Genomic DNA, 23,860 nt, shown 5'->3' with positions numbered 1-23,860 from the left:
CCCGGCTTTTGCCAGGGTCGCAATGACGAGTCCGTCCTAGGGCCTGTGGGGATTTGGGTGCTTGCGGACGCATAGGGGCGTGTCCCCGCGCAGGCGGGGACCCAGTGCGGTGGGACGCAAACCCTGATTTCATCCGCTCTGGGCTCCCGCCTTCGCGGGAGCACGTGGCTTTGTTTTGCGGAAAAACTGAATCCCCACAGACCATAGACCATGATGACATCAGACGGCCTCGTCATTGCGAGCGGCGAAGCCGCGCGGCAATCCAGAGTAGCGTAAACCGCCCCGGATTGCTTCCCCCGGATCAGGTCCGGGGTCGCAATGACGGAGTGGGGCAATCCAAAGTCATCAGAGTCTAAAGCCGCACCATCCGCATGCCCTGTTCGCCGTAGCGCGGGCCGCTGGTGCCGCCGCGCGGCGCTGCTGCGGCGATGGCGGCGAGGTCGGCGGCGGTCAGCGTCAGGTCGGCCGCGCCGACGCTGTCCTCCATCGTCACGCGGCGCTTGGTGCCGGGGATCGGCACGATGTCGTCGCCCTGCGCGAGCAGCCAGGCGAGCGCGACCTGCGCGTTCGAGACGCCATGCCGCGCCGCGACCGCCGCGATCGCATCGACGATCCGCAGGTTCGCGGGCAGATTCTCGTCCGAATAGCGCGGGTCGTTGCGGCGCCAGTCCTGCTCGGGCAGGTCGTCGCGACTGCGTACGCTGCCGGTCAGGAAGCCGCGGCCGAGCGGCGAATAAGGGATGAAGCCGATGCCATGCTCGCGGCAGACGGGCAGGATTTCCTCCTCCACGTCGCGCTCCCAGATCGAATATTCGCTCTGGAGGGCGGTGATCGGCGCGGCCTTTGCGGCGCGGCGCAGCGTTCCGGGGCCGGCCTCGGACAAGGCGATGTGGCGGACCTTGCCTTCCGCCACCAGCTCCATCATGCCGCCGACGGTTTCCTCGATCGGCACGGCCGGGTCGACGCGGTGCTGGTAGAAGAGGTCGATCGTGTCGATGCCGAGCCGCCGCAGCGATCCTTCGCAGGCGCGGCGGGCGTTGGCGGGGCTGCCGTCGACCCCGGTGATCCGCTGACCTTCGAAGCGGAAGCCGAACTTGGTCGCGATGACGAGTCCCGCGCGCTTGCCCCGGATCGCTTCGCCGAGCAGTTCCTCGTTGCTGAAGGGACCATAGATTTCGGCGGTGTCGAAGAAGGTCACGCCCAGGTCGATCGCGCGATGGATCGTCCGCGTCGATTCGTCGATGTCGGCGTTCTCGCCGTAGAGGATGTTGCCGCCCTTGATCATCGGCATGCAGCCGATGCCGATGGCGGAGACGGTCAGGCCGTTGCCGAGCGTGCGGTATTTCATGGCGAAACTCCTTCTGCGGGTGCGTCGTCGACCCGGTCGGCGGCGAATTTGGTGGCGGCGACGTCGCCGACGACGTTGCCGATAGTGCGGAAGATGTCGGGGAAGGTCTCGACCGCGACGAGCAGCCCCAGCGGCGCGACGGGCACGCCCATCGACACCGCGATCGGGGCGATCGAGGTCACATAGCTGATCGACCCGGGCAGGCTGACCGACGACAGCGCCGCCGCCATCGCAACCGCGAGGCCGACCGCCATCGTCCACGGCGTCAGCCCGATCCCGAACAGCCAGGCGATATAGACGACGACCGCCAGGTTCATCGCAGTGCTGGTGAAGCGGAACAGCGCGACCGCGAGCGGCAGCACGATGTCGGCCTTTTTCGGCGGCACGCCCAGTTCGGCCGACGCCTGGAGCATCGCGGGCAGGCAGGCGAGCGAGCTTTGCGTGCTGATCGCCACCGCCAGCGTCGGCACCATCGCGCGGACGAAGCGCGGCAGCGGCACTCCGACGGCGAGCCAGGCGAGCAGCAGCCCCAGCACGACGCAGCATACCCCGATGCCCGACACGATCAGCACATAATGGACCAGCCCGCCGAACGCGGCGACCCCCGCCTTGACCGCGAGCGCATAGCCGAGCGCGAAGACGCCGAAGGGCGCGAGCGCTAGCACCCAGCCGATGACGACGAGCATCGCGTCGCCCAGCGCCTTGAACAGGTTCGACAGCAGGGCGCGCTGCGCTTCGCCGATGCGGGTGATCGCGAAGGCGAAGATGGTGGTGAAGACGATCAGCGGCAGCACCGCCGTCTCGGCCGCCGCCGCGATCGGGTTGGTCGGGATCAGCGACAGCAGGAAATCGCCGAAGGTCGGCGAGGGTGCGGTCTGCGCCGTGCCGCCGAGCCCGTGGCGCAGCGCCGCGGCGGCCTCTGCCGACAGCGGGAACAGCTCGATCAGCAACGGGGTCATGATCAGCGACATCAGCCCCGACAGGAAGATGGCGCCGAGGAAGGTCATCACCGCGCGCGCGGCGAGCGCCCCGGCGCGCGCGGCGTCGGCGGTCGCGGTGATGCCGGTGATCAGCAGCGCGACGATCAGCGGAATGATCGTCATCTTGAGCGCGTTGAGCCACAGCGTTCCGAACGGTTCGACGAACGGCAACGACGCCTGCGCCGCCGACGGCGAAACGCCTTCGATGCCGATCCCCAGCAGCATCCCGGCGACCAGCGCCGAAAGGATGATCCATGCCGATTTCACGTTCAAACCCCCTGGCCCGCTTGCCAAGCAAAAATGGGTGACTTAGGGCCGTCCCGGTTGTGCGGGATGGGCTCGCGTCTGATCCCGACGATTAGGAAGCGGAGGTGCCATGCGCAAGTTTTTCGGGACCGACGGCATTCGCGGGCTGACCAACCAGGTTCCGATGACCGTCGAGGTCGCGATGCGCGTCGGCATGGCGGCGGGGGCGCATTTCCTGCGCGGGACGCACAAGCACCGCGTGGTGATCGGCAAGGACACGCGCCTGTCGGGTTATATGCTGGAAAATGCGCTGGTTGCGGGATTCACCAGCGTCGGGATGGACGTGGTGCAGGTCGGGCCGATGCCGACGCCCGCGGTCGCGATGCTGACCCCGTCGATGCGCGCCGACCTGGGCGTGATGATCTCCGCCAGCCACAATCCGTTCCACGACAATGGCATCAAGCTGTTCGGCCCCGACGGCTACAAGCTGTCCGACGCCGACGAGGCGGCGATCGAGCGGCTGCTCGCCAGCGAGCCGCCGCTCGCCGCGCCGGCGCACATCGGGCGCGCCAAGCGCATCGAGGACGCGCGGGGGCGCTATATCCACGCGGTGAAGAACAGTCTGCCGCCCGCGGTGCGCCTCGACGGGCTGAAGATCGTGCTCGATTGCGCCAATGGCGCGGCGTACAACAGCGCGCCGACGGTGTTCTGGGAACTCGGCGCCGACGTGATCGCGGTCGGCGTCACCCCCAACGGCACGAATATCAACGACAAATGCGGTTCGACCGCGCCGGGCCTGTTGCAGGAAACGGTGGTGGCGAGCGGTGCCGACATCGGCATCGCGCTCGACGGGGACGCCGACCGGCTGATCGTCGTCGACGAAGCGGGCGCGATCGTCGACGGCGACCAGATCATGGCGCTGATCGGCGCGAGTTGGGCGCGGCAGGGGCGGCTGAAGGGCGGCGGCATCGTCGCGACGGTGATGTCCAACCTCGGCCTCGAGCGCTTCCTCGAAGGCGAGGGGCTGCGGCTCGACCGCACCAAGGTCGGCGACCGCTATGTCCTCGAACGGATGCGCGAGGGCGGGTTCAACGTCGGCGGCGAGCAGTCGGGGCATATGATCCTGTCGGACCATGCGACGACCGGCGACGGCACGCTCGCCGCGCTTCAGGTGCTGGCGGAACTGGTCACGAGCGGCAAGCCGGCGAGCGCACTGCTCCACCAGTTCGACCCGGTGCCGCAATTGCTGAAGAATGTGCGCTTCGCGGGTGGCAAACCGCTCGAGGATGCGCAGGTCGCGGCGGCGATCGCCGAGGGCGAGGCGATGCTGGCGGACAGGGGCCGACTGGTGATCCGCGCCTCGGGCACCGAGCCCGTCATCCGGGTGATGGCCGAGGGCGACGACGCCGGACAGGTGGAGCGGGTCGTCGACATGATCTGCGACGCGGTGCGCGTCGCGGCGGAATAGAAGCTTTTTTGTTTCCGTTCGTGCCGAGCTTGTCGAAGCACCGTTCTTCTCTCTAAGAGCGGGGAAGGAAAAATGGCCCCCTTCGATCAAGCTCGGGGCAAACGGAAGTTAAGGAACAATCATATGCTGGAAATGCGCCCCGATTGCGAACGCTGCGGCCGCGACCTGCCCGCCGATATCCACGGCGCGTTCATCTGCTCGTTCGAATGCACATTCTGCGCGACCTGTGCCGATAAACTCGACGAGCGCTGTCCCAATTGCGGCGGCGACCTGCTCGACCGGCCGTTGCGCGAAGGGGCGGCACTGGCGAAGTTCCCGGCCTCGACCGAGCGGCGGCATCCGGGCGCACGATGATTTCGATATTCGGGTTCGTCCGATGACCGCGCGCGTCCTGATCATCGCCGGTTCCGACAGCGGCGGCGGCGCCGGGATTCAGGCCGATATCAAGACGGTGACGATGCTCGGCGGCCATGCGATGACCGCGATCGCCGCGATCACCGCGCAGAACACGATGGGCGTGCAGGGCGTCCATGCGGTTCCCGCCGAGATGGTGCTGATGCAGATCGACAGCGTCACGGCCGACATCGGCGTCGATGCGGTCAAGATCGGCATGATCGGCAGCGCACAGACCGCGGCGGCGGTTGCCGACCGGCTTGCGCGGCCCGACCTCGCCGGTGCGGCGGTGGTCTTCGATCCGGTGATGGTCGCGACCAGCGGATCGGCGCTCGCCGATGCGGCGACGATTCGCGCCTTCGAGGCGCTGCTCGATCGCGCGACGGTCGCGACGCCGAACCGCGATGAACTGGCGGCGCTCGGCGGTGAGGCGGCGGTGCTCGCGCACGGTTGCGCCTTGCTCGCCAAGGGCGGTCATGGCGACGGCGACACGGTGACCGATCGCCTGATCGAACCCGACGCGGGCGAGGTCGCGCGCTGGGAGGCGCCGCGGATCGACACGCCGCACACCCATGGCACCGGCTGCACGCTGGCGAGCGCGATCGCGACGGGGCTGGCGCAGGGCATGCCGCTGGAGCCCGCGATCGCGCGCGCGCGCGATTTCGTGCGCCTGTCGCTGCTCGCCGCGCCGGGGCTGGGCGAAGGTCATGGCCCGATGGGGCAGCAGGCGGTACGCAACGACGGGCTGTTCACCGGCCCCGCTCTCAATCAGTTCACGCTGCCGACGCGGGATTATGCGGCCTCGCTCGCCTTCTACAAGTTGATGGGTCTGACGCAGATCGTTGACAGTCCCGCGAACGGCTATGCACGCTTCGAGGCGGTGAACGGCGTCACCCTGTCGATCCATGTCGGGGAGACCGCGGCAGCGGGCGGCGCGACGACCTATCTCGAAAGCGGCGCGCTCGACGCCTGGGTTGCCTATCTCGCGCGGCGCGGGGTGCGCTTCGACCACATGCCGCGCGACGAGGAATGGGGCTGGCGCGAGGCGCGGCTGACCGATCCCGCCGGTAATAGCCTGTGCCTCTATCAGGCGGGCGAGTATCGGAGGTATCCGCCGTGGCGGCTATGAGCCTCCTTTCCGCAAGCGGGCGGGGCCAGGCGTGGGTGCGAGCGAAGCGAGTTTTCGCCACCGAGATGGCCCACCCCGCTGCGACTAGCGAGCAAGCTCGCAAGTCTCGCTGCCCCTCCCGCAAGCGGGAGGGGGCATGCTGATCGTTGGTGTCGACGAGGCCGGACGCGGGCCGCTCGCGGGGCCGGTGGTCGCGGCGGCGGTGATCCTGTGCGACGGCGGCATCGCCGGGCTCGACGATTCGAAAAAGCTCAGCGCGAAGCGGCGTGGAGAACTGGAGGTCCAGATCAAGGCGCGCTGCCGCTGGGGCGTCGGCGAGGCGAGCGTCACCGAGATCGACGCGATCAACATCCTTCAGGCGACCCTCCTTGCGATGACGCGCGCGGTCGAATCGCTCGGCTGCGACCCGCACGAGGTGCTGGTCGACGGCAACCGGCTGCCGCGATGGCGCTATCGCGCGCGCGCGGTGATCGGCGGCGATGCGCTGCATCCATGCATCTCCGCCGCGAGCATCATCGCCAAGGAGCATCGCGACCGCATCATGGTCGCGGCGGCGCGCGACTTTCCCGGCTTTGGCTGGGAACGCAACATGGGTTATGGTACCGCGGAGCATCTCGCGGCGCTGCGCCGGCTGGGCGCGACGCCGCATCACCGCTCCAGTTTCGCGCCGGTCGCGCAACTGGCGCTGATCTGACGGCGGGAGAGGGCGATGGGCAGCGGATTCACGGCCGACAATGTGTCGGCCCAGACCGGGCGTGTCTTCCTCGTTACCGGGGCCAATGCCGGAATCGGTTTCGAAACCGCAAAGCTGCTGGCCGCGCGCGGGGCGCATGTGATCCTCGCCTGCCGCGATGCCGCGCGCGCCGATGCGGCGATGGCGCACATCCGTGCCGAGGTGCCGCAGGCCGACCTGACGTTCCAGCCGCTCGACCTCGCCGACCTCGACCGGGTGCGCGAGGCGGCGGCGGCGGTGCTGGACGGCCCGCGCCTGCACGGGCTGATCAACAACGCCGGGGTGATGATCCCGCCACGGACGCTGACGAAGCAGGGCTTCGAACTGCAATTCGGGGTGAACCATCTCGGCACCTTCGCCTTCACCGGCCTGCTCCATCGGCATGTCGACCGCCGCATCGTCATCACCGCGAGCCTCGCGCACAAGGAAGGTCAGATCGATTTCAGCGACCTGTCGGCGACGCGCGGCTATTCTCGCTGGCCGCGCTACCAGATGAGCAAGCTTGCCAATCTGCTGACGATGTTCGAGCTCGACCGGCGGCTGCGCGCGGCGGGGCGGGAGACTGAGGCCGTCGGCTGCCATCCGGGCGTCGCGCTCACCGAATTGACGCGGCACCTGCCGTGGCCGCTGCGCTCGATGACGCCGCTGGCGACCCCTTTCTTCAACAGTGCCGCACGCGGTGCCTGGCCGACGCTGCAGGCGGCGACGGGCCCCAAGGTGCGCGGCGGCGACTATGTCGGGCCGCAGGGGCTGGGCGAGATTTCGGGGCCGTCGGGCGCGGCGCGCGCGACCGGCCGCGCGCGCGATCCCCGGCTCGCCCGTGAATTGTGGGAACGCTCGGTCGAACTGACCGGCGTCGATCCGGGGCTTTAGGATGACGATGCAACACAGGATGGGCGAGGGCCCGCTCCACGATGCCGCGGGGCGGCTGATCGACCCCGGCTATGCGACGCGCGAGGTCCGCCGCTACGACCGCGCGGCGATCGGCGCGGAGCCGGTGCGGATCAAGGAATGGGACTATTATTGCGTGCTCGATGACGGTTTCGGGCTCGCGCTGACCGTCGCCGACAATGGCTATGCGGGTTTTCTGGGCGTGTCGTGGATGGATTTGCGCGGGCGGCGCTTCGTCAACCACGGCGCCCTGATCGCCGAGCCGATGGGTAGCATGGCGCTTCCCGCCAGCGCCGACCGCGGTGACATCGTCCAGGCGCAGGACGGCCTCGAACTCGCCTTTCGCCGCGAACCGGGCGGGCGGCGGCTGACGGTCCATGCGCCGGGCGTCGATGATGGGCGCGGTCTGTCGGGCGAGGTCTGGCTCGACCAGCCGCCCATGGACCGGATGGTGATCGCGACGCCCTTCGCCGACGATCCGCAGGCCTTCTATTATAATCAGAAGATCAACTGCATGCCGGCGCGAGGCCGAGTGAGGGTCGGAACGGAAAGCCATGATTTCGTTCCCGAAAGCGCCTTCGCAGTGCTCGACTGGGGGCGCGGCGTCTGGACCTATGACAATGTCTGGTACTGGGGATCGGCGTCGGGACTGGTCGACGGCCGGCCGTTCGGCTTCAACATCGGCTATGGCTTCGGCGACACCTCGGCGGCGAGCGAGAATATGCTGTTCGTCGACGGCCGCGCGCACAAGCTCGACCGGGTGACGTTCCACATGCCCGACGGCGCGCCCGACAGCGCGCCGTGGTGCTTCACCAGCAACGACGGGCGCTTCGAGATGGATTTCGCGCCGGCGGTCAACCGGTGGGCAAAGGTCGATGCGGGGATGGTCAAGACCGAGCAGGACCAGGTGTTCGGCTGGTTCTCGGGCCGCGTGATCCTCGACGACGGCACGCCGATGACGGTGCGCGACCTGCCCGGCTTCGCGGAGAAGGTCTGGAACCGCTGGTAGCGCCGCGCCATTCGAAAAATTTTTCGCAGGTGAGTCCGCGCGGCCACACCACCAGTGGTTGAGTCTGCGAGTCGCGGCGGACTCCATATGTCGTGGCAGACTCCTTTCGTTCTCGTCACGCCGTGCGAAGCAGTCGGCGGATTCCTCGGAATCCCGGGCTTGACGGCGGACTCCGCGGGACTCATCAAGGCCTTCTTTCGAACGGAAGCAGGGGCAGATCATGGGTGTGATGGAACGGGTCGAGGGTCCGGTCGCGAAGCAGCGTGCGGCAGCGAAGGCCGTCGCGGACCTGCCGCTCGACAGCATCCTGCAGGGCGACTGCATCGCGATGATGCGTTCGCTGCCCGCTGCGTCGATCGACATGATCTTCGCCGACCCGCCCTACAACCTCCAACTCGGCGGCGACCTCCATCGCCCCGACGGCAGCCAGGTCGATGCGGTCGACGACGATTGGGACAAGTTCGACAGCCTCGGCACCTATGACCGCTTCACCCGCGCCTGGCTCGCGGAGGCGCGCCGCATCCTGAAGCCGAATGGCAGCATCTGGGTGATCGGCAGCTACCACAACATCTTTCGCGTCGGCACCGCGCTGCAGGATCAGGGCTATTGGATCCTCAACGATATCGTCTGGCGCAAGGCGAACCCGATGCCCAATTTCAAGGGCACGCGCTTCACCAACGCGCACGAGACGCTGATCTGGGCGTCGATGGGCGAAAAGGCGCGCTATACTTTCAACTATCGCGCGATGAAGACGCTCAACGACGAATTGCAGATGCGGTCGGACTGGCTGATCCCGATCTGCGGCGGCCAGGAGCGGCTCAAGAAGGGCGGGCACAAGGTGCACCCGACGCAGAAGCCGGAAGCGCTGCTCTATCGCATCCTGCTCGCCTGCTCGAACCCCGGCGACGTCGTTCTCGACCCCTTCTTCGGCACCGGGACGACGGGCGCGGTCGCGAAACGCCTCGGCCGCCATTTCATCGGCATCGAGCGCGAGGATGGCTATATCGCCGCAGCGAAGGAGCGCATCGAAATGGCGCTGCCGCTCGACGAAAGCACGGTGCGGACGATGATGGCGCCCAAGGCGGCGACGCGCGTCGCCTTCGGCACGCTCGTCGAATGCGGGATGATCGCGCCGGGTTCGCGGCTCACCGACGCCAGGCGGCGCTGGAAGGCGACCGTCCGCGTCGACGGCAGCCTCGATTGCGACGGCCAGCCCGCGGGCTCGATCCACAAGGTCGGCGCGGCGGTGCAGGGCGCGCCGAGCTGCAACGGCTGGACCTTCTGGCACCTCGACGACGGCCGGGAACTGCGCGTGATCGACGCGGTGCGGCAGGACTGGCTGCTCGCGAACGAGGCGTAAGTCTACTTTGTCATTGCGAGGAGCCGAAGGCGACGAAGCAATCCCCAGCCATCGGCAAGACAGGATGATGGCTGGAGATTGCTTCGCTCCGCTCGCAATGACGAAAGGGAGGTAGGGATATGTTCGCTCCGTTGACCAGGCCCGACCTCGGCAAGACGGGGGAAGGCGCGCGCATCTATCTGCGTCCCGCCTGCTTCATCGACCGGCCGCACGAACTGGGCGACGACTGTCTGCGCATCGCCGACACGATGCTGTGGTTCGCCGCGTGGCATGTCAGCCTGCGCGACGGCGATGCCGTCCGGTCGGCGATCGTTCCGGTCCCCGAGCTGAGCGACTGGATCGCCGCGATGCCCGACCGCCTGGCCGAGGCGGCGACCGCACAGCGCGCCGCCGTCTCGCGGCCCCGCGCCGCGCTGGCGCTCGGCGAACGCACGGTGCGGCTGAACGAGCCGCAGATCGTCGGCATCCTCAACGTCACCCCCGACAGCTTTTCCGACGGCGGCAAGCACGTCGATGCCGCCGCCGCGACTGATGCCGGTTTCGCCATGGCGTCGGCGGGCGCCGCGATCGTCGACGTCGGCGGCGAATCGACGCGCCCCGGCGCGCCGCTCGTCTGGGAAGGCGACGAGATCGTGCGCATCGAGGGCGTCGTCGCCGCGCTGGCGAAGGGCGGCGTCGCGGTATCGATCGACACGCGCAAGGCTGCGGTGATGGAGGCGGCGCTCGCCGCCGGCGCCGGCATCGTCAACGACATTTCGGCGCTGCGCTACGACGACCGCGCGATGGAGGTCGTCGCAAGCGCCGGCTGCCCGGTGGTGCTGATGCACGCGCCCTCGGCGAAGAGCGACCCGCACGAGGGCGCCCGCTATGACCATGTCCTGCTCGACGTCTACGACATGCTCGCCGACCGCGTCGAGGCGTGCCGTGCGGCGGGGATCGACCCCGCGAGGATCATCGTCGATCCGGGCATCGGCTTCGGCAAGGGGGTCGCCGACAATCTGGCGCTGGTGGGCGGGCTGGCGCTGTTCCACACGCTCGGCTGTCCGATCCTGTTCGGCGCCAGCCGCAAGCGGATGATCGGCGCGCTCGATAATGAAGCCGCCGCCGATCAGCGGCTCGGCGGCAGCGTGGCGCTCCATTATCAGGCGGCGGCGTACGGCGCGCAGTTGCTGCGCGTCCATGACGTCGCGGAAACCCGGCAGGCGCTGCGCGTCTGGCGCGGCCTCAGGGATGCGGCGCTGACGGGGTGATCGGATTATCTTTGACCATATTCCAGTTGATCCGCAATTTCCCCTTTTTCTTGGATAGGGATTTCCGGTCGATCATTTTTGCGTGAATTTCAAACTCTTTGTCGATTTTGACAATCAGAATCTTGCTGAAATTACGGTCAAGATTTATGTAGACAATATCCTTTGCCTTAAAGGGTGTGATAGTTTTTATTTCAACTAGATCGTTTCCCAATCGACCGTCGGAACCTTTGGCATAGTTTTTGTTTAGTTTAATGCCATAAGCGATCTCGCCGAATATCTCTCCGATATCGCCATAGATTTGGAGGTGGCGCCCAGTTTGTTCGTGATATTCGGATGCAGTACAAATTAAATCTTCAAAGATTTGAAGTAGTTCCAAATTCCCATGAGGGTATCGCGCGCGCAACTCCTGCTCTTCGTAGTGAGCATCGAAATCGCCCCAACTCATCCACTCGCCATCGCCCAGATATAAGGCGTCGTTGCTCGGCGGATTGTCATATCTCATCTCTGGTTTCTCACGCCGCCGTGTCGATCCCCAGATCGCTCAGCTTGCGATAGAGCGTCGAGCGCCCGATCCCGAGCCGACGGGCGACTTCGCTCATCCGGCCGCGGTAGTGGCCGATGGCGAGGCGGATGACGTCGGCCTCGATTTCTTCGAGCGGGCGCAGGTTGCCGTCGGGCAGATAGAGGGTGATGCCGATCGCCTCGCCGTTGATCGCGACGTCGCTGCCGCTTGACGCGCTGCCGCCGAGCGCCGCCTCGATCGCCTTGAAATCGGCGCTCGTCAGCACGTCGGTCTCGCTGGCGACCGCGGCACGGAACAGCACGTCCTGCAACTGGCGGACGTTGCCCGGCCACGCATAGGCGGCGAGCAGGCGCAGCGCGTCGTCGGTGACGCCGATCGGCCCCATGCCGGGCAGACCGCCGATGCGCGCGAGCAGGTGGCGGGCCAGCGGCCCGACGTCGCCGCGCCGCTCGGACAGCGCGGGCAGGGTGAATTGCGCCGCCGACAGCGCATAGAACAGGTCCTCGCGGAAATGCCCCGCCTCGATCAGCTTGTCGAGCGGGCTCGCGCTGGTCGAGATGATGCGCACATCGACGCTCTGGCGGATCGAGCCGCCGATCATCTGCACTTCGCCGCTGTTCAGGAACTCGACGAGCTTCGCCTGTGTCTCGAGCGGGATGCATTCGACATGATCGATGATCAGGCTGCCGCCGTCGGCCTGGACCAGCCGGCCGACCTGACGATCGAACGCGCCGGGAAAGGCGCCGCGCTCGTGCCCGAACAGGCCCGATCCGATCAGCCCCGGCGATACCGCCGAGCAGTCGACCATGACGAGCGGGCCGCGGGCGCGCGGCGAGGCGCCGTGGATCGCGCGGGCGAACACTTCTTTGCCGGTGCCGGTGCGGCCGTTGATCATCACCGGCACGCGCGCGCGCGCCGCCTTGGCGGCGATGGCGAGCGCGCTGCGGAAATTGGGCGCCGAGCCGATGATCTCCTCGAAGGCGAGCGGCGCGCGCAGCTTTTCGGTGAGCGGACGAAGCTCACCCTGCGGACCGCCGGGCGAGGCGATGCGGTCGAGCGCGCCGAGCAGGCGGTCGGGGGCGATCGGCTTCTGCACGAAATCGCTCGCGCCCGCGCGCATCGCGGTGACCGCCGCTTCGACTCCGTTGCGCATCGTGATGACGATCAGCGGCAGCGCGGGCCGCCAGCGGCGCAGTTCGCCGACGAACTCGCCGAGCGGCAGGCCGGGCACGCCCTGATCGACGAGCACGGCGTCGAGCGCCATCCCGTCCTGCGTGCCGAGCCGGGCGAGCGCGGTGTCGGTATCGGCGGCGATGACGCTGCGCCAGCCGCCGCGCGACGCCAGCGCCGACAGAAAGCGCTGTTGCGCCGGCTCGCTGTCGACGATCATCACCGTTCGCGTGTCGCGCGTGCTTGCCATCGCCCTCGAATCCGTCCTTTGCCGCCGGTCCCCGCGGAAGTGTTCCGCTTTGATGCAGGCTTGTAGCGGACAGGAGTAAAGGGGCGATTAAGGGCTTTCGGGCGTGCTGCAAGGTGCCATGAGGGCAAAGCGGGCCTTGAGCATCGCGAAAGGCGTGGCTAAGACCGGCGCGAGACCCGATTCTGGGCCGCATTTCCGCGCGCCTTCGACGGGGAAGAGGCAAGGGGAAAAGCCATGGCGGAACAGCAAATGCAGGCGGCGAACGAAACCTATTCGGGCTTCCTCAGCCTGTTCAAGGTCGGCGCGATCGCCACCGGCATCGTGGCCATCGTCGTCGTCCTGCTGATCTCCTGACGCACGACCGCATGCGCATTGCTGTCCTGAGGGAGCTCGCCCCCGGCGAGACCCGTGTCGCCGCGACCCCGGAAACCGTGAAGAAATTCATCGGCCTGGGCGCTGAAGTTGCCGTCGAGACCGGGGCAGGGGAACGGGCTTCAATCGCCGACGCCGACTATGCCGCCGCCGGTGCGAGCGTCGCGTCGCGCGCCGACGTGTTGAAGGGCGCGGGGATCATCCTCGCCATCCAGGGCCCCGACCCGCAAGGTCTGTCGGGTTTCGCCGATGGCGCGTGGCTCGCCGCCGGGCTGAACCCGTTCGGCGAGCGGGCGCGGGTCGACGAATATGCCAGGCTCGGACTCGAGGCGCTGGCGATGGAATTCATGCCGCGCATCACCCGCGCGCAGTCGATGGACATCCTTTCCAGCCAGGCGAACCTTGCCGGTTACAAGGCGGTGCTGATGGCGGCGAACGCCTATGGCCGCGCCTTTCCGATGATGATGACCGCCGCTGGCACGGTCAGCGCCGCCAAGGCCTTCATCATGGGCGTCGGCGTCGCGGGGCTTCAGGCGATCGCGACCGCGCGCCGCCTGGGCGCGCAGGTCAGCGCGACCGACGTGCGCTCGGCGACGAAGGAACAGATCCTCTCGCTCGGCGCCAAACCGATCTTCGTCGAAAGCGTGGCGGGGATCGAGGGCGAAGGCGCGGGCGGCTATGCCACCGAAATGTCCGACGAATATAAGGCGGCACAGGCCGAACTGGTGTCGTCGCATATCGCCAAGCAGGACATCGTCATCACCACCGCGCTGATCCCGGGACGCCCGGCGCCGCGCCTGATCAGCGACGCGCAGCTCGCCACGATGCGCGCGGGCAGCGTGATCGTCGACATGGCGGCCGAAAGCGGCGGCAACGTCGAAGGGTCGGTGTCGGGCGAGACGAAGCGGATTCACGGGGTCACGGTGATCGGCGCGCAGAATATCGCCGCGCTGATGCCCGCCGATACCAGCGCGCTGTTCAGCCGCAACCTGTTCAACTTCCTTTCCGCCTTCTGGGACAAGGAACAGGGCCGGCCAGTGCTCGACGAAGAGATCGGCAATGCCGTCCGCCTGACGCAGGGCGGCAAGATCGTCAACGAGCGGTTGCTCGGATAGTCAAGGAAGATCGGGAGATATAACATGGATTTCATTGCGATTTTCTCGATTTTCATTCTGGCCTGCTTCGTCGGTTATTTCGTGGTCTGGTCGGTGACGCCGGCGCTGCACACGCCGCTGATGAGCGTCACCAACGCGATTTCCTCGGTCATCATCGTCGGCGCGCTGATCGCCAGCGCCGCGGCGGGATCGCCGCTGTCGAAATGGCTGGGCCTCGCCGCGGTGGTGATGGCGAGCATCAATATCTTCGGCGGCTTCGCGGTCACCGGGCGCATGCTTGCGATGTACAAGAAGAAGGAGCGCTAAGGCGCTGCAATCCATGGATTTGATGACGAGGCGGGGACGGCCGGCTCGGCAGGGGAATTAGCATGCACGAACTCGCACCGATCAATCCCTGGGTGGCGCTGGCCTATCTGGTTTCCGGGGTCTTCTTCATCCTTGCGCTGCGCGGCCTGTCGTCGCCGGCTTCGGCACGGCGCGGCAATCGTTTCGGGATGGCGGGCATGGCGATCGCGGTCGTCACCACGCTGGTGACGCACGAACTCGCCAACCCGGTCGAGGTGCTCGGCGCGATCGCGATCGGCGCCGTCATCGGCATCGTCATGGCGCGCAAGATCGCGATGACCGCGATGCCGCAGCTCGTCGCGGCGTTCCACAGCCTCGTCGGCCTCGCCGCGGTGGCGGTGGCTGCCGCCGCCTATCTGAACCCGGGCGCGTTCGGCATCGCCGACGAACTGGGCCAAATCTTCACCGTCAGCCGGGTCGAGATGGGGCTGGGCGTCGCGATCGGCGCGATCACCTTTTCGGGATCGGTGATCGCCTTCCTGAAGCTCAACGGCAATATGTCGGGCGCGCCGATCATGCTGCCGCTGCGCCATCTGATCAACCTCGGCACGCTCGCCGCGATCCTCGGCCTGATCGGCTATTTCCTGACCGATCAGTCGGGCTGGGTGTTCTGGACGATCACGGGCCTGAGCTTCCTGATCGGCTTCCTGCTCATCATCCCGATCGGCGGCGCCGACATGCCGGTCGTCGTCTCGATGCTCAACAGCTATTCGGGCTGGGCGGCGGCGGCGATGGGCTTCACGCTAAGCAACACCGCGATGATCATCACCGGCGCGCTCGTCGGCTCGTCGGGCGCGATCCTGTCCTACATCATGTGCCGCGCGATGAACCGCAGCTTCATCAGCGTGATCGCCGGCGGCTTCGGCGCCGACACCTCCTCGGCGGGCGGCGCCGCGAAGGAACAGCGGCCGTGGAAGCCGGGCAGCGCCGACGACGCGGCCTTCCTGATGAGCCAGGCCGACAATGTCATCATCGTCCCCGGGTACGGCATGGCGGTCGCGCAGGCGCAGCACGCGCTGCGCGAGATGGCCGACCTGCTCAAGAAGGAAGGCGTCAACGTCAAATATGCGATCCACCCGGTCGCGGGGCGCATGCCGGGCCACATGAACGTCCTGCTGGCAGAGGCGAACGTCCCCTATGACGAGGTGTTCGAGCTCGAGGACATCAACAACGAGTTCGCCCAGTGCGACGTCGCCTTTGTCATCGGCGCCAACGACGTGACCAACCCGGCGGCGAAGACCGACAAGACGTCGCCGATCTACGGCATGCCGGTGCTCGACGTCGAGAAGGCGAAGACGGTTCTGTTCGTCAAGCGCTCGATGGGCGGCGTCGGCTATGCCGGGGTCGACAACGACGTCTTCTACATGGACCAGACGATGATGCTGCTCGGCGATGCGAAGAAGATGGCCGACGATATCGTCAAGGCGCTCAGCGGCAGCGGCCATTGACCTCGACCGTCGCGGCGGCGAAAGCGGGATCGTTATCGGTTTGAAACCGTTATCGATCCCGGCGTCGCCAGGATGACGAAAGAGGGACAATATTCACGATGCGCAAGATCGGCCTGATCGGTGGAATGAGCTGGGCCTCCACCGAGCTCTATTATCGCCACCTCAACAAGGGACTGCAGAAACGCATCGGATCGAGCTGTTCGGCGCCGATCCTGTTGGAGAGCCTCAACTATTGCGACCTGTCGCGGCTGACGACGCCCGAACAGTGGGCGCACGCGCAGGAGGTGCTGATCGCCTCGGCGCGGCGGCTGGAAAAGGCGGGGGCGACGGCGCTGATGATCGCCGCCAATTCGATGCACAAGGTCGCCGAAGAGGTCGCGGCGGCGATCGCGATCCCGCTGATCCACATCGTCGACGAAACGGGCGCGAAGATGCGCGCCGACGGCATCCGGACCGCGGCGGTGATCGGCACGCGCAACGTGATGACCGAGCCGTGGTTCCGCCAGCGGCTGGTGCGGCACGGGCTGACGCTCGCGCCCTATGACGCGGACAGCGCCGACGCGGTCGATCGCATCATCTATGACGAACTGATGCAGGGCCGCGTGACCGAGGATTCGCGGCGGACGATGCGCACCATCATCACCGACATTGCGAAGCAGGACGTGCAGGCGCTGGTGCTCGCCTGCACCGAACTGGTCATGCTCGTCGATCCCGACGCCAATGTGCTGCCGATCTACGACACGACGCGCATCCACGTCGCCGCCGGCATCGACTGGATTCTGGGCGACGAACCGTAGGCCGCCGCCGCGCGACAGTATCGGATTCTTAAGGCCGGACCGCTAGAGTGTTTTCAAGTCAGGCGGAACCGCCTGACGGCTCGGAAAACGCGGCAAGACAAGAATCTGGAGTGCCGATTTTGATTCCATCAAAACCGAACGCACTCCAGGGCCGATCGGGACCGGTTGTGGGTGGGGGTGTTTCGAACGCGTGCGGGTTGCTCTGGCTCTTGTCTACATCGCGGTCCTGCACGGGATCGTGGCGCTCGCGCTGCTGCGCCCCGACCTGATCGACGCGCAGCGCTGGCGCGCGCCGTGGCTCCAGCCCGAACCGAGCGCCTATGGCGCGCAAAGCCACCGCCTGTTCCGCGCCATCGACGCCGACGCGGCGCCGGGCCGGTTGCTGCTGGTCGGCGACAGCCAGTTGCAGCGGCTCGACACCGCGGCGCTCGACCTCCCCGCCTATAATTTTGCCGTGGGCGGCGACACGATGCGCGACGTCGCGCGGCGCATCGCCGACTATCGCCAGCCGGGCGAGGCGAAGGCGGTGGTGCTGTGGGCCGGCGTCAACGACCTGTTGCGCGGCCGCGACCCCGAAGCGGTGCGCGCGGCGTTCGAGCAGGCGGCCGCGGCGATCCCGGCCCCGACTCCGATCCGGCTCGTATCGATCGCACCCGTCGGAGCGAAGCCGCCTCGGTCCGACCTGCAGCGCGCCATTGCGCGGACCAATGCGCTGCTGGCGCAGGCGTGCCGCGCGCGCTGCCGCTTCGTCGACGTGACCGCCGGGCTTGCCGGCGCCGACGGCGCACTGCGGCCGGCCTACGACAGCGGTGACGGCCTGCACCTGAACCGTGCCGGCGGACTGGTGGTGGCGGATGCGATCAACGGCGCGCCGGTGGCGGCGCAATGACCGGCGCGGCGCCGAAAATCCGGCTTCAGAGCCTCGACATCATGCGCGGCCTCGCCGCGCTCGCGGTGCTGCTGTTCCACTACAGCGTCATCCTGCCGCGCTTCGCCCCGGCGGCGCGGCCGATTCCGATCGCCTTCGAAGCGGGCGGCTATGGCGTCCACCTGTTCTTCGTCGTGTCGGGTTTCGTCATCCTGATGTCGCTCGAACGCAGCACCGCGTCGCAATTCCTGATCTCGCGCTTCACGCGGCTCTATCCCGTCTATTGGCTCGCCTGCCTGCTGACCTTTGCGGTGCTGACCTCATCGCACTGGATTGCCTACAGCGTCAGCGCGGGCGAATTCCTGATCAACCTGACGATGATGCAGTCTTTCGTTCGGGTGGGGGCGGTCGACGGCGTCTACTGGAGCCTTGCCTATGAGCTGGGTTTCTATGCCTTTCTCTTCACCGCCCTGCGGCTCGGCGGCGCGCGGATCGTTTCGATCCTGCCGCATTACATGGTCGCGGGCGCGGCGCTGTTTTCGGTCGCCGCGCCCTATATTCCGCATCCGCTGCACCTGCTGCTGATGCTCAACCAATATGCCGACCTGTTCGGCTGCGGTCTGGCACTCTACCTGCTGCGCACGCGCGGCTTTTCGCTCGCGCAGGCGGCGATCCTGCCCGCGACGCCGCTGGTCGAGGCGCTTTACGATGGCTGGCACGGGCTGATCGTCGTCGGCCTGATCGTGCTGGCGATGAGCTTCGCCTGCCTGACCCGCTGGCAGCCCGGACGCCTTGCGAGGCCGCTGATCTGGCTCGGCGGCATTTCCTATGCGCTCTATCTGACGCATCAGATGCTCGGCTATGCGCTGATCGCGCACCTGCAGGAGCTGGGGGTCGGACCCTGGGTGTCGTTCGCGGTCGCGCTGGGCTGTGCGCTGCTGCTCGCGCATCTGCTGACCCATTATTGGGAGCGCCCGGTGTCGGCGTGGATGAAGCGCCGGCTGACGGCGTGGGCCGCGCGCGTCCGCACCCCGCTTGCCGCGCGGGCGCCGTCCGGCTGATCCGCCGCCACCGGGCTTGGCAGCGCCGCGCGATTGTCCCATGATCGGCGCGAGAGGATGGGAGAAAGAGATGCGAGTCCACCAGCTGCCGCACGCCCTTGGCCTTGGGATCGCCGCCGTGGCGATGCTTGCGGCCTTCCCCGTGGAGGCAAAGACCATATCCGTCGCGCCCGGCGGCCCCGACGCCAATGAGGCGTTGCAGGAAGCGCTGATCCTGGCCGAGCCCGGTGACATCGTCGAACTGGGCGCCGGTGTGTGGAAGCTGACCGACGGGCTCTCGCTCGATGTCGACAAGGTCACGCTGCGCGGCGCGGGGACGAAGGACGGCACCGGCTCGATCCTCGATTTCTCCGACCAGCAGGGGGCGGGCGAGGGACTGCTCGTCACTTCCGACGACGTGTATCTGACGAATTTCGCGGTGCTCAACACCAAGGGCGACGGAATCAAGTCGAAGGGCGCCGATCGCATCGTCTATCACCGGCTGCGCGTCGAATGGACCGCGGGGCCGAAGGAGACCAACGGCGCCTATGGCGTCTATCCGGTCGAGAGCCGCGACGTGCTCATCGACAGCGTCTATGTCCGTGGCGCGTCGGACGCGGGCATCTATGTCGGCCAGTCGCGCAATATCGTCGTGCGCGATTCGATCGCGACGGAAAATGTCGCGGGGATCGAGATCGAGAACAGCTTCGACGCCGACGTCCACGACAATGTCGCGACGAAGAACACCGGCGGCATCCTTGTCTTCGACCTGCCCAGTCTGCCGCAGCAGGGTGGGCACAATGTCCGCGTCTTCGACAATGTCGTCAACGACAACAGCACCCCCAATTTCGCACCGAAGGGCAATATCGTCGCGAGCGTCCCCACCGGCACCGGCGTGCTGGTGATGGCGAACAGCCGGGTCGAGATATTCGACAATCTGTTCGAGAACAACGGCACCGCCAATGTGATGATCGTCGGCTATCGCTATCCCTATCAGGACGACAAATATCAGCCGCTGCCCCGCGACATCGCCGCGTGGAACAACGAGCATGGCAAGGCCGGGTTCGCACCGGCGTTTCCGGGCGGGGCGGAGATCGCGGCGGCGATGGGCGGCGCGATCCCCCCGGTGCTGTGGGACGGTGCGGGGAGCGCGATCGTCAACGACGACGTCGCCGTGCTGTCGCTGAACCTGCCCGACGTATCGACGCCGCAGAGCGAGGCGAAGCCGTCGCCCGCCGACCTGAAAGGCGAGGCGCCGACGCCGCTTCCCGGCATCACGCTGCCCGCGGCGATGGAGGCGAAGGTCCGGTGAGGCGCGTCGCCGCCGCGCTGGCCGCCGCGCTGCTGTGTGCGAGCGGCGCGGTCGCGGTGTCCGAACCGGGGCCGCAGCAGGCGGTGATCGACGGCGATACGATGCCGCGCAAACTGTCCGAATTCGGCCTGTTTCGCGTCGGCACCAGCGAGCCGGTCGGCGGTCTGCTGCCCTATACGCTGCACACCCCGCTGTTCAGCGACTATGCCGAGAAGCACCGGCTGATCTGGATCCCGCCGGGCCAGCATGCCGAGGTGGCCGACGATGGCGCGATCGCCTTTCCGCTCGGCACCGTGATCGTCAAGAGTTTCGGCTGGCCCGACCGGGCGGGCGGCGCTCCGCTCGAGACGCGGCTGCTGATCCACCGTGCGGACGGCTGGGCGGCGCTGCCCTATATCTGGGACGCCGATGGGAAGGACGCGACGCTGGCGCTGGCCGGGCGGCGGGTTCCGGTGACGTTCCGGAGCCCCGACGGCGAGGCGCACAGCATCCGGTACGCGGTGCCCAACAAGAATCAGTGCAAGGAATGCCACAGCAAGGCGGGCGCGATCGTCCCGATCGGGCCGAAGGCGGCGAACATCGATTTCGGCGCGGCGGCGGCGCGCGGCGATGTCGCGCGGTTCCTGACCGGCCCGGCGCGGCCGGTCGCGCCGATGCCGCGCTGGGACGATCCGGCGAGCGGATCGCTCCATGACCGCGCGCGCGCCTATCTCGACGCCAATTGCAGCTATTGCCACAACCCCGAGGGTAGCGCGTCGAACAGCGGGCTGTTCCTGCGCTGGACCGACCCGGTGGGCGTCAATTACGGCATCGGCAAGCGCCCGACCGCCGCGGGGCGCGGCAGCGGCGGGATGGAGTTCGCGATAAAGCCCGGCGATCCCGACCACAGCTTCCTCATCTACCGCCTCGAAAGCCTCGACCCCGGCATCGCGATGCCCGAGATCGGGCGCTCGACCGTGCACAGGGAAGGCGTGGCGCTGCTGCGGCAATGGATAGCGGAGATGCCGAAAGGCGCGTGATGGACGGGCATAGCGTCCGCCGCTTTTCGCCGGATGCTTGCCAAGAGCGCCAAACTGACCCTAGGTCGGGCCATGACCTCGCTCGTCCTCCACGATTATTTCCGCTCCTCGGCCAGCTATCGCGTCCGCATCGCGCTGAATCTGAAGGGACTCGCCTATGAGCGCGTCGAGATCAGCCTGATCGCGGGCGAGCAGAAGAGCGACTCCTATCTCGCGCAGAATGCTCAGGGTTTCGTGCCGCTGCTCGTCGCCGACGGGCAGACGATCATCCAGAGCCTCGCGATCATCGACTGGCTCGACCGCGCCTTTCCCGAACCGCGGCTGATCCCCGATGACGCGATGCCGCGCGCGGTCGCGCTCGCGCAGGCGCAGGTCGTCGCCTGCGACATCCACCCGCTCAACAATCTGCGCGTGCTCAAATATCTGAAGCGCGACCTCGGGCTCAACGAGCAGACCAAGGACCGCTGGTATCGCCACTGGATCATCGAGGGCTTCGACGCGCTCGAGGCGATGGCGGGCGAGGGGACCTATCTGGGCGGCGAAACGCCCGGAATCGCCGACTGCTGCCTGGTGCCGCAGATGTACAATGCGCGGCGGTTCGATGTGCCGCTCGATGCCTATCCGCGGCTCGTCGCCATCGACGCGGCGTGCACAGGGCTGGACGCGTTCCAGCGGGCGCATCCCGACGCGGTGAAAGCGGCATGATCCGGCTCCTCGCGGGGGTCGCGGCGCTGGCGCTGCCGGTGACGGCGCTGGCCGAGGAGACCGGCGACCAGGACATCGTCGTCACCGGCGCGGGATTGCTGCGACCGGCGCCGGGCGACGGGGCGCAGGGCGTGGCGGTGCTGCGCGATCTCGACCCCGGTCTCGGCTCGCGTATCGAGAACCGGCTGCGCGACGAGGCGGGGATCGTGCAGTTCCGGCGTTCCGACGGGCGCACCGCGCATCCGACGAGCCAGGGCGTGACGCTGCGCGGGCTCGGCGGCAATGCGTCGAGCCGCGCGCTGGTGACGCTCGACGGCGTGCCGCAGGCCGACCCCTTCGGCGCCTGGGTCGCGTGGAGCGCCTATGACGCGATCCGGCTCGGCGGCATCGTCGTCGCGCGCGGCGGCGGCAGCGGCGCCGACGGGCCCGGCGCGCTCGCCGGCACGATCGGCCTCTATTCCGAAATGGCGGACGGCATCGAGGCGAGCTTCGCCCATGGCAGCCGCGACGGCTGGGACGCGACGCTCAGCGCCGGAGCGCGGCTCGGCGCCGGGCAGGTCGCGATCGACGGGCGCTACAGCCGCGGCGACGGCTTCGTGCCCGTTGCGGCGGGACAGCGCGGCGCGGTCGATCGGGCGGCGCCTTACGAGCAGGGTGGGCTCGGTGTGCGGCTGCGGTTCGACGCGGGCGCCGACAGCCGGGTCGAGGCGAGCCTGCGCGGCTTTTCCGACCGGCGCGACCGCGGCGTCGATTTCACCACCAGCCGGATCGACGGGGTCGATGCCAGCCTGCGCTTCGTCCACGACCCGGCGGGCGCGACGCAATGGCTGGCGCTCGCCTATGTCCAGCAGCGCGATTTCGATAGCGGCTTCGCCAGCGTCGCGGCGGATCGGAACAGCGTCGCGCCGGCGCTGTTCCAGCGCGTGCCCGCGACCGGACTCGGCGGACGTGTCGAGCTGCGCCCGGCGATCGGCGGCGCCAATCCGCTGCGGATCGGCGTCGACTGGCGGCGAACCGTTGGACGCACCGAGGAGGATTATTTCTTCACCGGCCTCGCCCCCGGTCGCCATCGCGTCGCGGGCGGCAGCAGCGACACGCTCGGCAGCTTCGCCGAATGGACGTCGGGCGATCCGCAAGATGGCTTCCTGTGGACCGCCAGCGGACGCCTCGACCGCTGGTGGCTCGCGGCGGGTTATCGGCACGAATATAATTTCGGCGGCCCGCCGATCAGTGATGCGACCTTCGCGGCGCGGCAGGGGTGGGAGGGCAGCGGGCGTATCGGGCTGCGCTGGACCGCGAACGGCTTTTCGCTGCGCGCCGCGGGCTATCGCGGCTGGCGCCTGCCGACGCTTAACGAGCTCTATCGCCCCTTCCGCGTCGGCGCCGACGCGACCGCTGCGAACGAACTGTTGAAGCCCGAGCGATTGTGGGGCGGCGAAGTCGGCGCCGATTGGCAGGGCGGTGGAACGACGCTGTCGGCGACGCTGTTCGCGAACCGGCTGTCGAATGCGATCGCCAACGTCACGCTCGCCACCGGTCCCGGCAATTTCCCCGGCGTCGGCTTCGTCGCGGCGGGGGCGACGTACAGCCAGCGGCAGAATCTCGACGCAATCGACAGCAAGGGGGTCGAGGTCAGCGCCGAACAGGCGATCGGCCCCGCGGTGCTGCGCGCCACCTGGGCCTATACCGACGCGCGCGTCGATGCCTCCGGAGCAGCCGCGGCGCTCGACGGACGGCGCCCGGCGCAGATCGCAAGGCACGGCGCCAGCCTGTCGCTGCGCGACAACGACGGCGGTCCGTTCGGCGGCTTTGCGACACTGCGCTATATCGGCGCGCAGAATGAGGACGATCTCGGCCTCCAGCGGCTGGGCGACGCGCTGACGCTCGACGCCGGGCTGTCGTGGCGGCTTTCCGGCGTGATCGGGATCGAGGCGCGCGGCGAGAATCTGTTCGACGAGCCGGTGCCCGCCGCCATCTCCTCCTCGGGGATCGTCGAGCGCGCGACGCCGCGCACTCTGTGGATCGGCACGCGCATCAACTTCTGATCGTCACGGCAACTTCGGACCTTCACAGCGCCGGGTTTGGCGAT

Annotated in this window: 22 protein-coding genes; 18 read left to right on the top strand and 4 right to left on the bottom strand. The window is 67.8% G+C overall.

Annotated elements, in window-relative coordinates:
- Positions 1 to 352 precede the first annotated feature (352 nt).
- Together SGR02S_RS06640 and SGR02S_RS06635 are read right to left on the bottom strand one after the other, a co-directional pair.
- On the bottom strand, positions 353 to 1,348 hold the full coding sequence (locus tag SGR02S_RS06640) for an aldo/keto reductase (RefSeq protein ID WP_067107024.1): 996 nt from the start codon (positions 1,346 to 1,348) through the stop codon (positions 353 to 355).
- Complete coding sequence (locus SGR02S_RS06635) at positions 1,345 to 2,595, bottom strand: dicarboxylate/amino acid:cation symporter (RefSeq protein ID WP_067107073.1); 1,251 nt, start codon at positions 2,593 to 2,595, stop codon at positions 1,345 to 1,347. The genes SGR02S_RS06640 and SGR02S_RS06635 overlap by 4 nt, the downstream gene beginning before the upstream one ends.
- Positions 2,596 to 2,704: 109 nt before the next feature.
- On the opposite strand from SGR02S_RS06635, the gene glmM reads away from it, so the two are divergent.
- From glmM to folP, 8 genes are all read left to right on the top strand, one after another.
- Positions 2,705 to 4,042 carry a phosphoglucosamine mutase gene (glmM, locus tag SGR02S_RS06630; RefSeq protein WP_067107020.1) on the top strand — a complete coding sequence of 446 codons (1,338 nt, stop codon included), beginning with the start codon at positions 2,705 to 2,707 and terminating at the stop codon, positions 4,040 to 4,042.
- A gap of 123 nt (positions 4,043 to 4,165) precedes the next feature.
- On the top strand, positions 4,166 to 4,396 hold the full coding sequence (locus tag SGR02S_RS06625) for a DUF1272 domain-containing protein (RefSeq protein WP_067107017.1): 231 nt from the start codon (positions 4,166 to 4,168) through the stop codon (positions 4,394 to 4,396).
- A gap of 22 nt (positions 4,397 to 4,418) precedes the next feature.
- Positions 4,419 to 5,564, top strand: a complete 1,146-nt coding sequence (gene thiD, locus SGR02S_RS06620) for a bifunctional hydroxymethylpyrimidine kinase/phosphomethylpyrimidine kinase (protein ID WP_067107014.1) — start codon at positions 4,419 to 4,421, stop codon at positions 5,562 to 5,564.
- A 136-nt stretch (positions 5,565 to 5,700) separates the two neighbouring features.
- On the top strand, positions 5,701 to 6,258 hold the full coding sequence (rnhB, locus tag SGR02S_RS06615) for a ribonuclease HII (RefSeq protein ID WP_067107011.1): 558 nt from the start codon (positions 5,701 to 5,703) through the stop codon (positions 6,256 to 6,258).
- 15 nt (positions 6,259 to 6,273) lie between these two features.
- On the top strand, positions 6,274 to 7,170 hold the full coding sequence (locus SGR02S_RS06610) for an oxidoreductase (RefSeq protein ID WP_067107008.1): 897 nt from the start codon (positions 6,274 to 6,276) through the stop codon (positions 7,168 to 7,170).
- A gap of 1 nt (position 7,171) precedes the next feature.
- Positions 7,172 to 8,197: a DUF2804 domain-containing protein gene (locus tag SGR02S_RS06605; protein ID WP_255211406.1), complete on the top strand. Its 1,026-nt coding sequence runs from the start codon at positions 7,172 to 7,174 to the stop codon at positions 8,195 to 8,197.
- 220 nt (positions 8,198 to 8,417) lie between these two features.
- A complete protein-coding gene (locus SGR02S_RS06600; protein WP_067107005.1) occupies positions 8,418 to 9,557 on the top strand; it encodes a site-specific DNA-methyltransferase in 1,140 nt (379 codons plus the stop codon).
- A 119-nt stretch (positions 9,558 to 9,676) separates the two neighbouring features.
- The gene (gene folP, locus SGR02S_RS06595; RefSeq protein ID WP_067107002.1) at positions 9,677 to 10,807 is read left to right on the top strand and encodes a dihydropteroate synthase; all 1,131 of its coding nucleotides are present in this window, start codon (positions 9,677 to 9,679) and stop codon (positions 10,805 to 10,807) included.
- On the opposite strand, the gene SGR02S_RS06590 is transcribed toward folP, so the two are convergent.
- Together SGR02S_RS06590 and SGR02S_RS06585 are read right to left on the bottom strand one after the other, a co-directional pair.
- Positions 10,782 to 11,309: a hypothetical protein gene (locus SGR02S_RS06590; protein ID WP_067107000.1), complete on the bottom strand. Its 528-nt coding sequence runs from the start codon at positions 11,307 to 11,309 to the stop codon at positions 10,782 to 10,784. The two genes, folP and SGR02S_RS06590, sit on opposite strands and share 26 nt — an antisense overlap.
- A gap of 10 nt (positions 11,310 to 11,319) precedes the next feature.
- Positions 11,320 to 12,750 (bottom strand): sigma-54-dependent transcriptional regulator, encoded by a 1,431-nt coding sequence (locus SGR02S_RS06585; RefSeq protein ID WP_067106997.1) that lies wholly within the window; start codon positions 12,748 to 12,750, stop codon positions 11,320 to 11,322.
- 365 nt (positions 12,751 to 13,115) lie between these two features.
- Here SGR02S_RS06585 and SGR02S_RS06575 point away from each other — a divergent pair, with 365 nt between their 5' ends.
- The 10 genes from SGR02S_RS06575 to SGR02S_RS06530 all read left to right on the top strand — a co-directional run bounded on the left by SGR02S_RS06575 (position 13,116) and on the right by SGR02S_RS06530 (position 23,816).
- A complete protein-coding gene (locus tag SGR02S_RS06575; protein ID WP_067106992.1) occupies positions 13,116 to 14,237 on the top strand; it encodes an NAD(P) transhydrogenase subunit alpha in 1,122 nt (373 codons plus the stop codon).
- A 24-nt stretch (positions 14,238 to 14,261) separates the two neighbouring features.
- Entirely contained in the window at positions 14,262 to 14,543 is a 282-nt protein-coding gene (locus SGR02S_RS06570; RefSeq protein WP_067106989.1) for a proton-translocating transhydrogenase family protein, read from the top strand.
- Between the two features lie 62 nt (positions 14,544 to 14,605).
- Positions 14,606 to 16,030, top strand: coding sequence for an NAD(P)(+) transhydrogenase (Re/Si-specific) subunit beta (locus SGR02S_RS06565; protein WP_067106986.1), 1,425 nt, complete (start codon positions 14,606 to 14,608; stop codon positions 16,028 to 16,030).
- Positions 16,031 to 16,128: 98 nt separating this feature from the next.
- Complete coding sequence (locus SGR02S_RS06560) at positions 16,129 to 16,827, top strand: aspartate/glutamate racemase family protein (protein WP_067106984.1); 699 nt, start codon at positions 16,129 to 16,131, stop codon at positions 16,825 to 16,827.
- A gap of 190 nt (positions 16,828 to 17,017) precedes the next feature.
- Positions 17,018 to 17,716, top strand: a complete 699-nt coding sequence (locus SGR02S_RS06555) for a GDSL-type esterase/lipase family protein (protein WP_067106981.1) — start codon at positions 17,018 to 17,020, stop codon at positions 17,714 to 17,716.
- The gene (locus SGR02S_RS06550) at positions 17,713 to 18,756 is read left to right on the top strand and encodes an acyltransferase family protein (RefSeq protein WP_067106978.1); all 1,044 of its coding nucleotides are present in this window, start codon (positions 17,713 to 17,715) and stop codon (positions 18,754 to 18,756) included. Before SGR02S_RS06555 ends, SGR02S_RS06550 begins: the two co-directional genes overlap by 4 nt.
- A 70-nt stretch (positions 18,757 to 18,826) precedes the next feature.
- Entirely contained in the window at positions 18,827 to 20,047 is a 1,221-nt protein-coding gene (locus SGR02S_RS06545) for a parallel beta-helix domain-containing protein (protein WP_067106975.1), read from the top strand.
- Entirely contained in the window at positions 20,044 to 21,066 is a 1,023-nt protein-coding gene (locus tag SGR02S_RS06540) for an SO2930 family diheme c-type cytochrome (RefSeq protein WP_067106973.1), read from the top strand. Before SGR02S_RS06545 ends, SGR02S_RS06540 begins: the two co-directional genes overlap by 4 nt.
- A 72-nt stretch (positions 21,067 to 21,138) precedes the next feature.
- A complete protein-coding gene (maiA, locus tag SGR02S_RS06535) occupies positions 21,139 to 21,771 on the top strand; it encodes a maleylacetoacetate isomerase (protein WP_067106970.1) in 633 nt (210 codons plus the stop codon).
- Positions 21,768 to 23,816: a TonB-dependent receptor gene (locus tag SGR02S_RS06530; protein WP_067106966.1), complete on the top strand. Its 2,049-nt coding sequence runs from the start codon at positions 21,768 to 21,770 to the stop codon at positions 23,814 to 23,816. The genes maiA and SGR02S_RS06530 overlap by 4 nt, the downstream gene beginning before the upstream one ends.
- The last annotated feature ends 44 nt before the right edge of the window (positions 23,817 to 23,860 follow it).

Origin of the sequence: Sphingopyxis granuli NBRC 100800 (assembly GCF_001591045.1) — a bacterium.
In the GTDB taxonomy this organism is placed as follows: Bacteria; Pseudomonadota; Alphaproteobacteria; order Sphingomonadales; family Sphingomonadaceae; genus Sphingopyxis; species Sphingopyxis granuli.
Note: the sequence above shows the minus strand (reverse complement) of the source record. Positions and strands in the feature narration are given on the sequence as shown.

What these genes read in the sequence shown, in the direction of transcription:
- folP (WP_067107002.1), top strand. Translation starts at nt 9,677, where the DNA reads ATGTTCGCTCCGTTGACCAGGCCCGACCTCGGCAAGACGGGGGAAGGC.
- SGR02S_RS06590 (WP_067107000.1), bottom strand. Translation starts at nt 11,309, where the DNA reads ATGAGATATGACAATCCGCCGAGCAACGACGCCTTATATCTGGGCGAT.
- SGR02S_RS06575 (WP_067106992.1), top strand. Translation starts at nt 13,116, where the DNA reads ATGCGCATTGCTGTCCTGAGGGAGCTCGCCCCCGGCGAGACCCGTGTC.
- SGR02S_RS06560 (WP_067106984.1), top strand. Translation starts at nt 16,129, where the DNA reads ATGCGCAAGATCGGCCTGATCGGTGGAATGAGCTGGGCCTCCACCGAG.
- thiD (WP_067107014.1), top strand. Translation starts at nt 4,419, where the DNA reads ATGACCGCGCGCGTCCTGATCATCGCCGGTTCCGACAGCGGCGGCGGC.
- SGR02S_RS06610 (WP_067107008.1), top strand. Translation starts at nt 6,274, where the DNA reads ATGGGCAGCGGATTCACGGCCGACAATGTGTCGGCCCAGACCGGGCGT.
- maiA (WP_067106970.1), top strand. Translation starts at nt 21,139, where the DNA reads ATGACCTCGCTCGTCCTCCACGATTATTTCCGCTCCTCGGCCAGCTAT.
- glmM (WP_067107020.1), top strand. Translation starts at nt 2,705, where the DNA reads ATGCGCAAGTTTTTCGGGACCGACGGCATTCGCGGGCTGACCAACCAG.
- SGR02S_RS06625 (WP_067107017.1), top strand. Translation starts at nt 4,166, where the DNA reads ATGCTGGAAATGCGCCCCGATTGCGAACGCTGCGGCCGCGACCTGCCC.
- SGR02S_RS06530 (WP_067106966.1), top strand. Translation starts at nt 21,768, where the DNA reads ATGATCCGGCTCCTCGCGGGGGTCGCGGCGCTGGCGCTGCCGGTGACG.
- SGR02S_RS06550 (WP_067106978.1), top strand. Translation starts at nt 17,713, where the DNA reads ATGACCGGCGCGGCGCCGAAAATCCGGCTTCAGAGCCTCGACATCATG.
- SGR02S_RS06600 (WP_067107005.1), top strand. Translation starts at nt 8,418, where the DNA reads ATGGGTGTGATGGAACGGGTCGAGGGTCCGGTCGCGAAGCAGCGTGCG.
- SGR02S_RS06570 (WP_067106989.1), top strand. Translation starts at nt 14,262, where the DNA reads ATGGATTTCATTGCGATTTTCTCGATTTTCATTCTGGCCTGCTTCGTC.
- SGR02S_RS06605 (WP_255211406.1), top strand. Translation starts at nt 7,172, where the DNA reads ATGACGATGCAACACAGGATGGGCGAGGGCCCGCTCCACGATGCCGCG.
- SGR02S_RS06585 (WP_067106997.1), bottom strand. Translation starts at nt 12,750, where the DNA reads ATGGCAAGCACGCGCGACACGCGAACGGTGATGATCGTCGACAGCGAG.
- SGR02S_RS06565 (WP_067106986.1), top strand. Translation starts at nt 14,606, where the DNA reads ATGCACGAACTCGCACCGATCAATCCCTGGGTGGCGCTGGCCTATCTG.
- rnhB (WP_067107011.1), top strand. Translation starts at nt 5,701, where the DNA reads ATGCTGATCGTTGGTGTCGACGAGGCCGGACGCGGGCCGCTCGCGGGG.
- SGR02S_RS06640 (WP_067107024.1), bottom strand. Translation starts at nt 1,348, where the DNA reads ATGAAATACCGCACGCTCGGCAACGGCCTGACCGTCTCCGCCATCGGC.
- SGR02S_RS06545 (WP_067106975.1), top strand. Translation starts at nt 18,827, where the DNA reads ATGCGAGTCCACCAGCTGCCGCACGCCCTTGGCCTTGGGATCGCCGCC.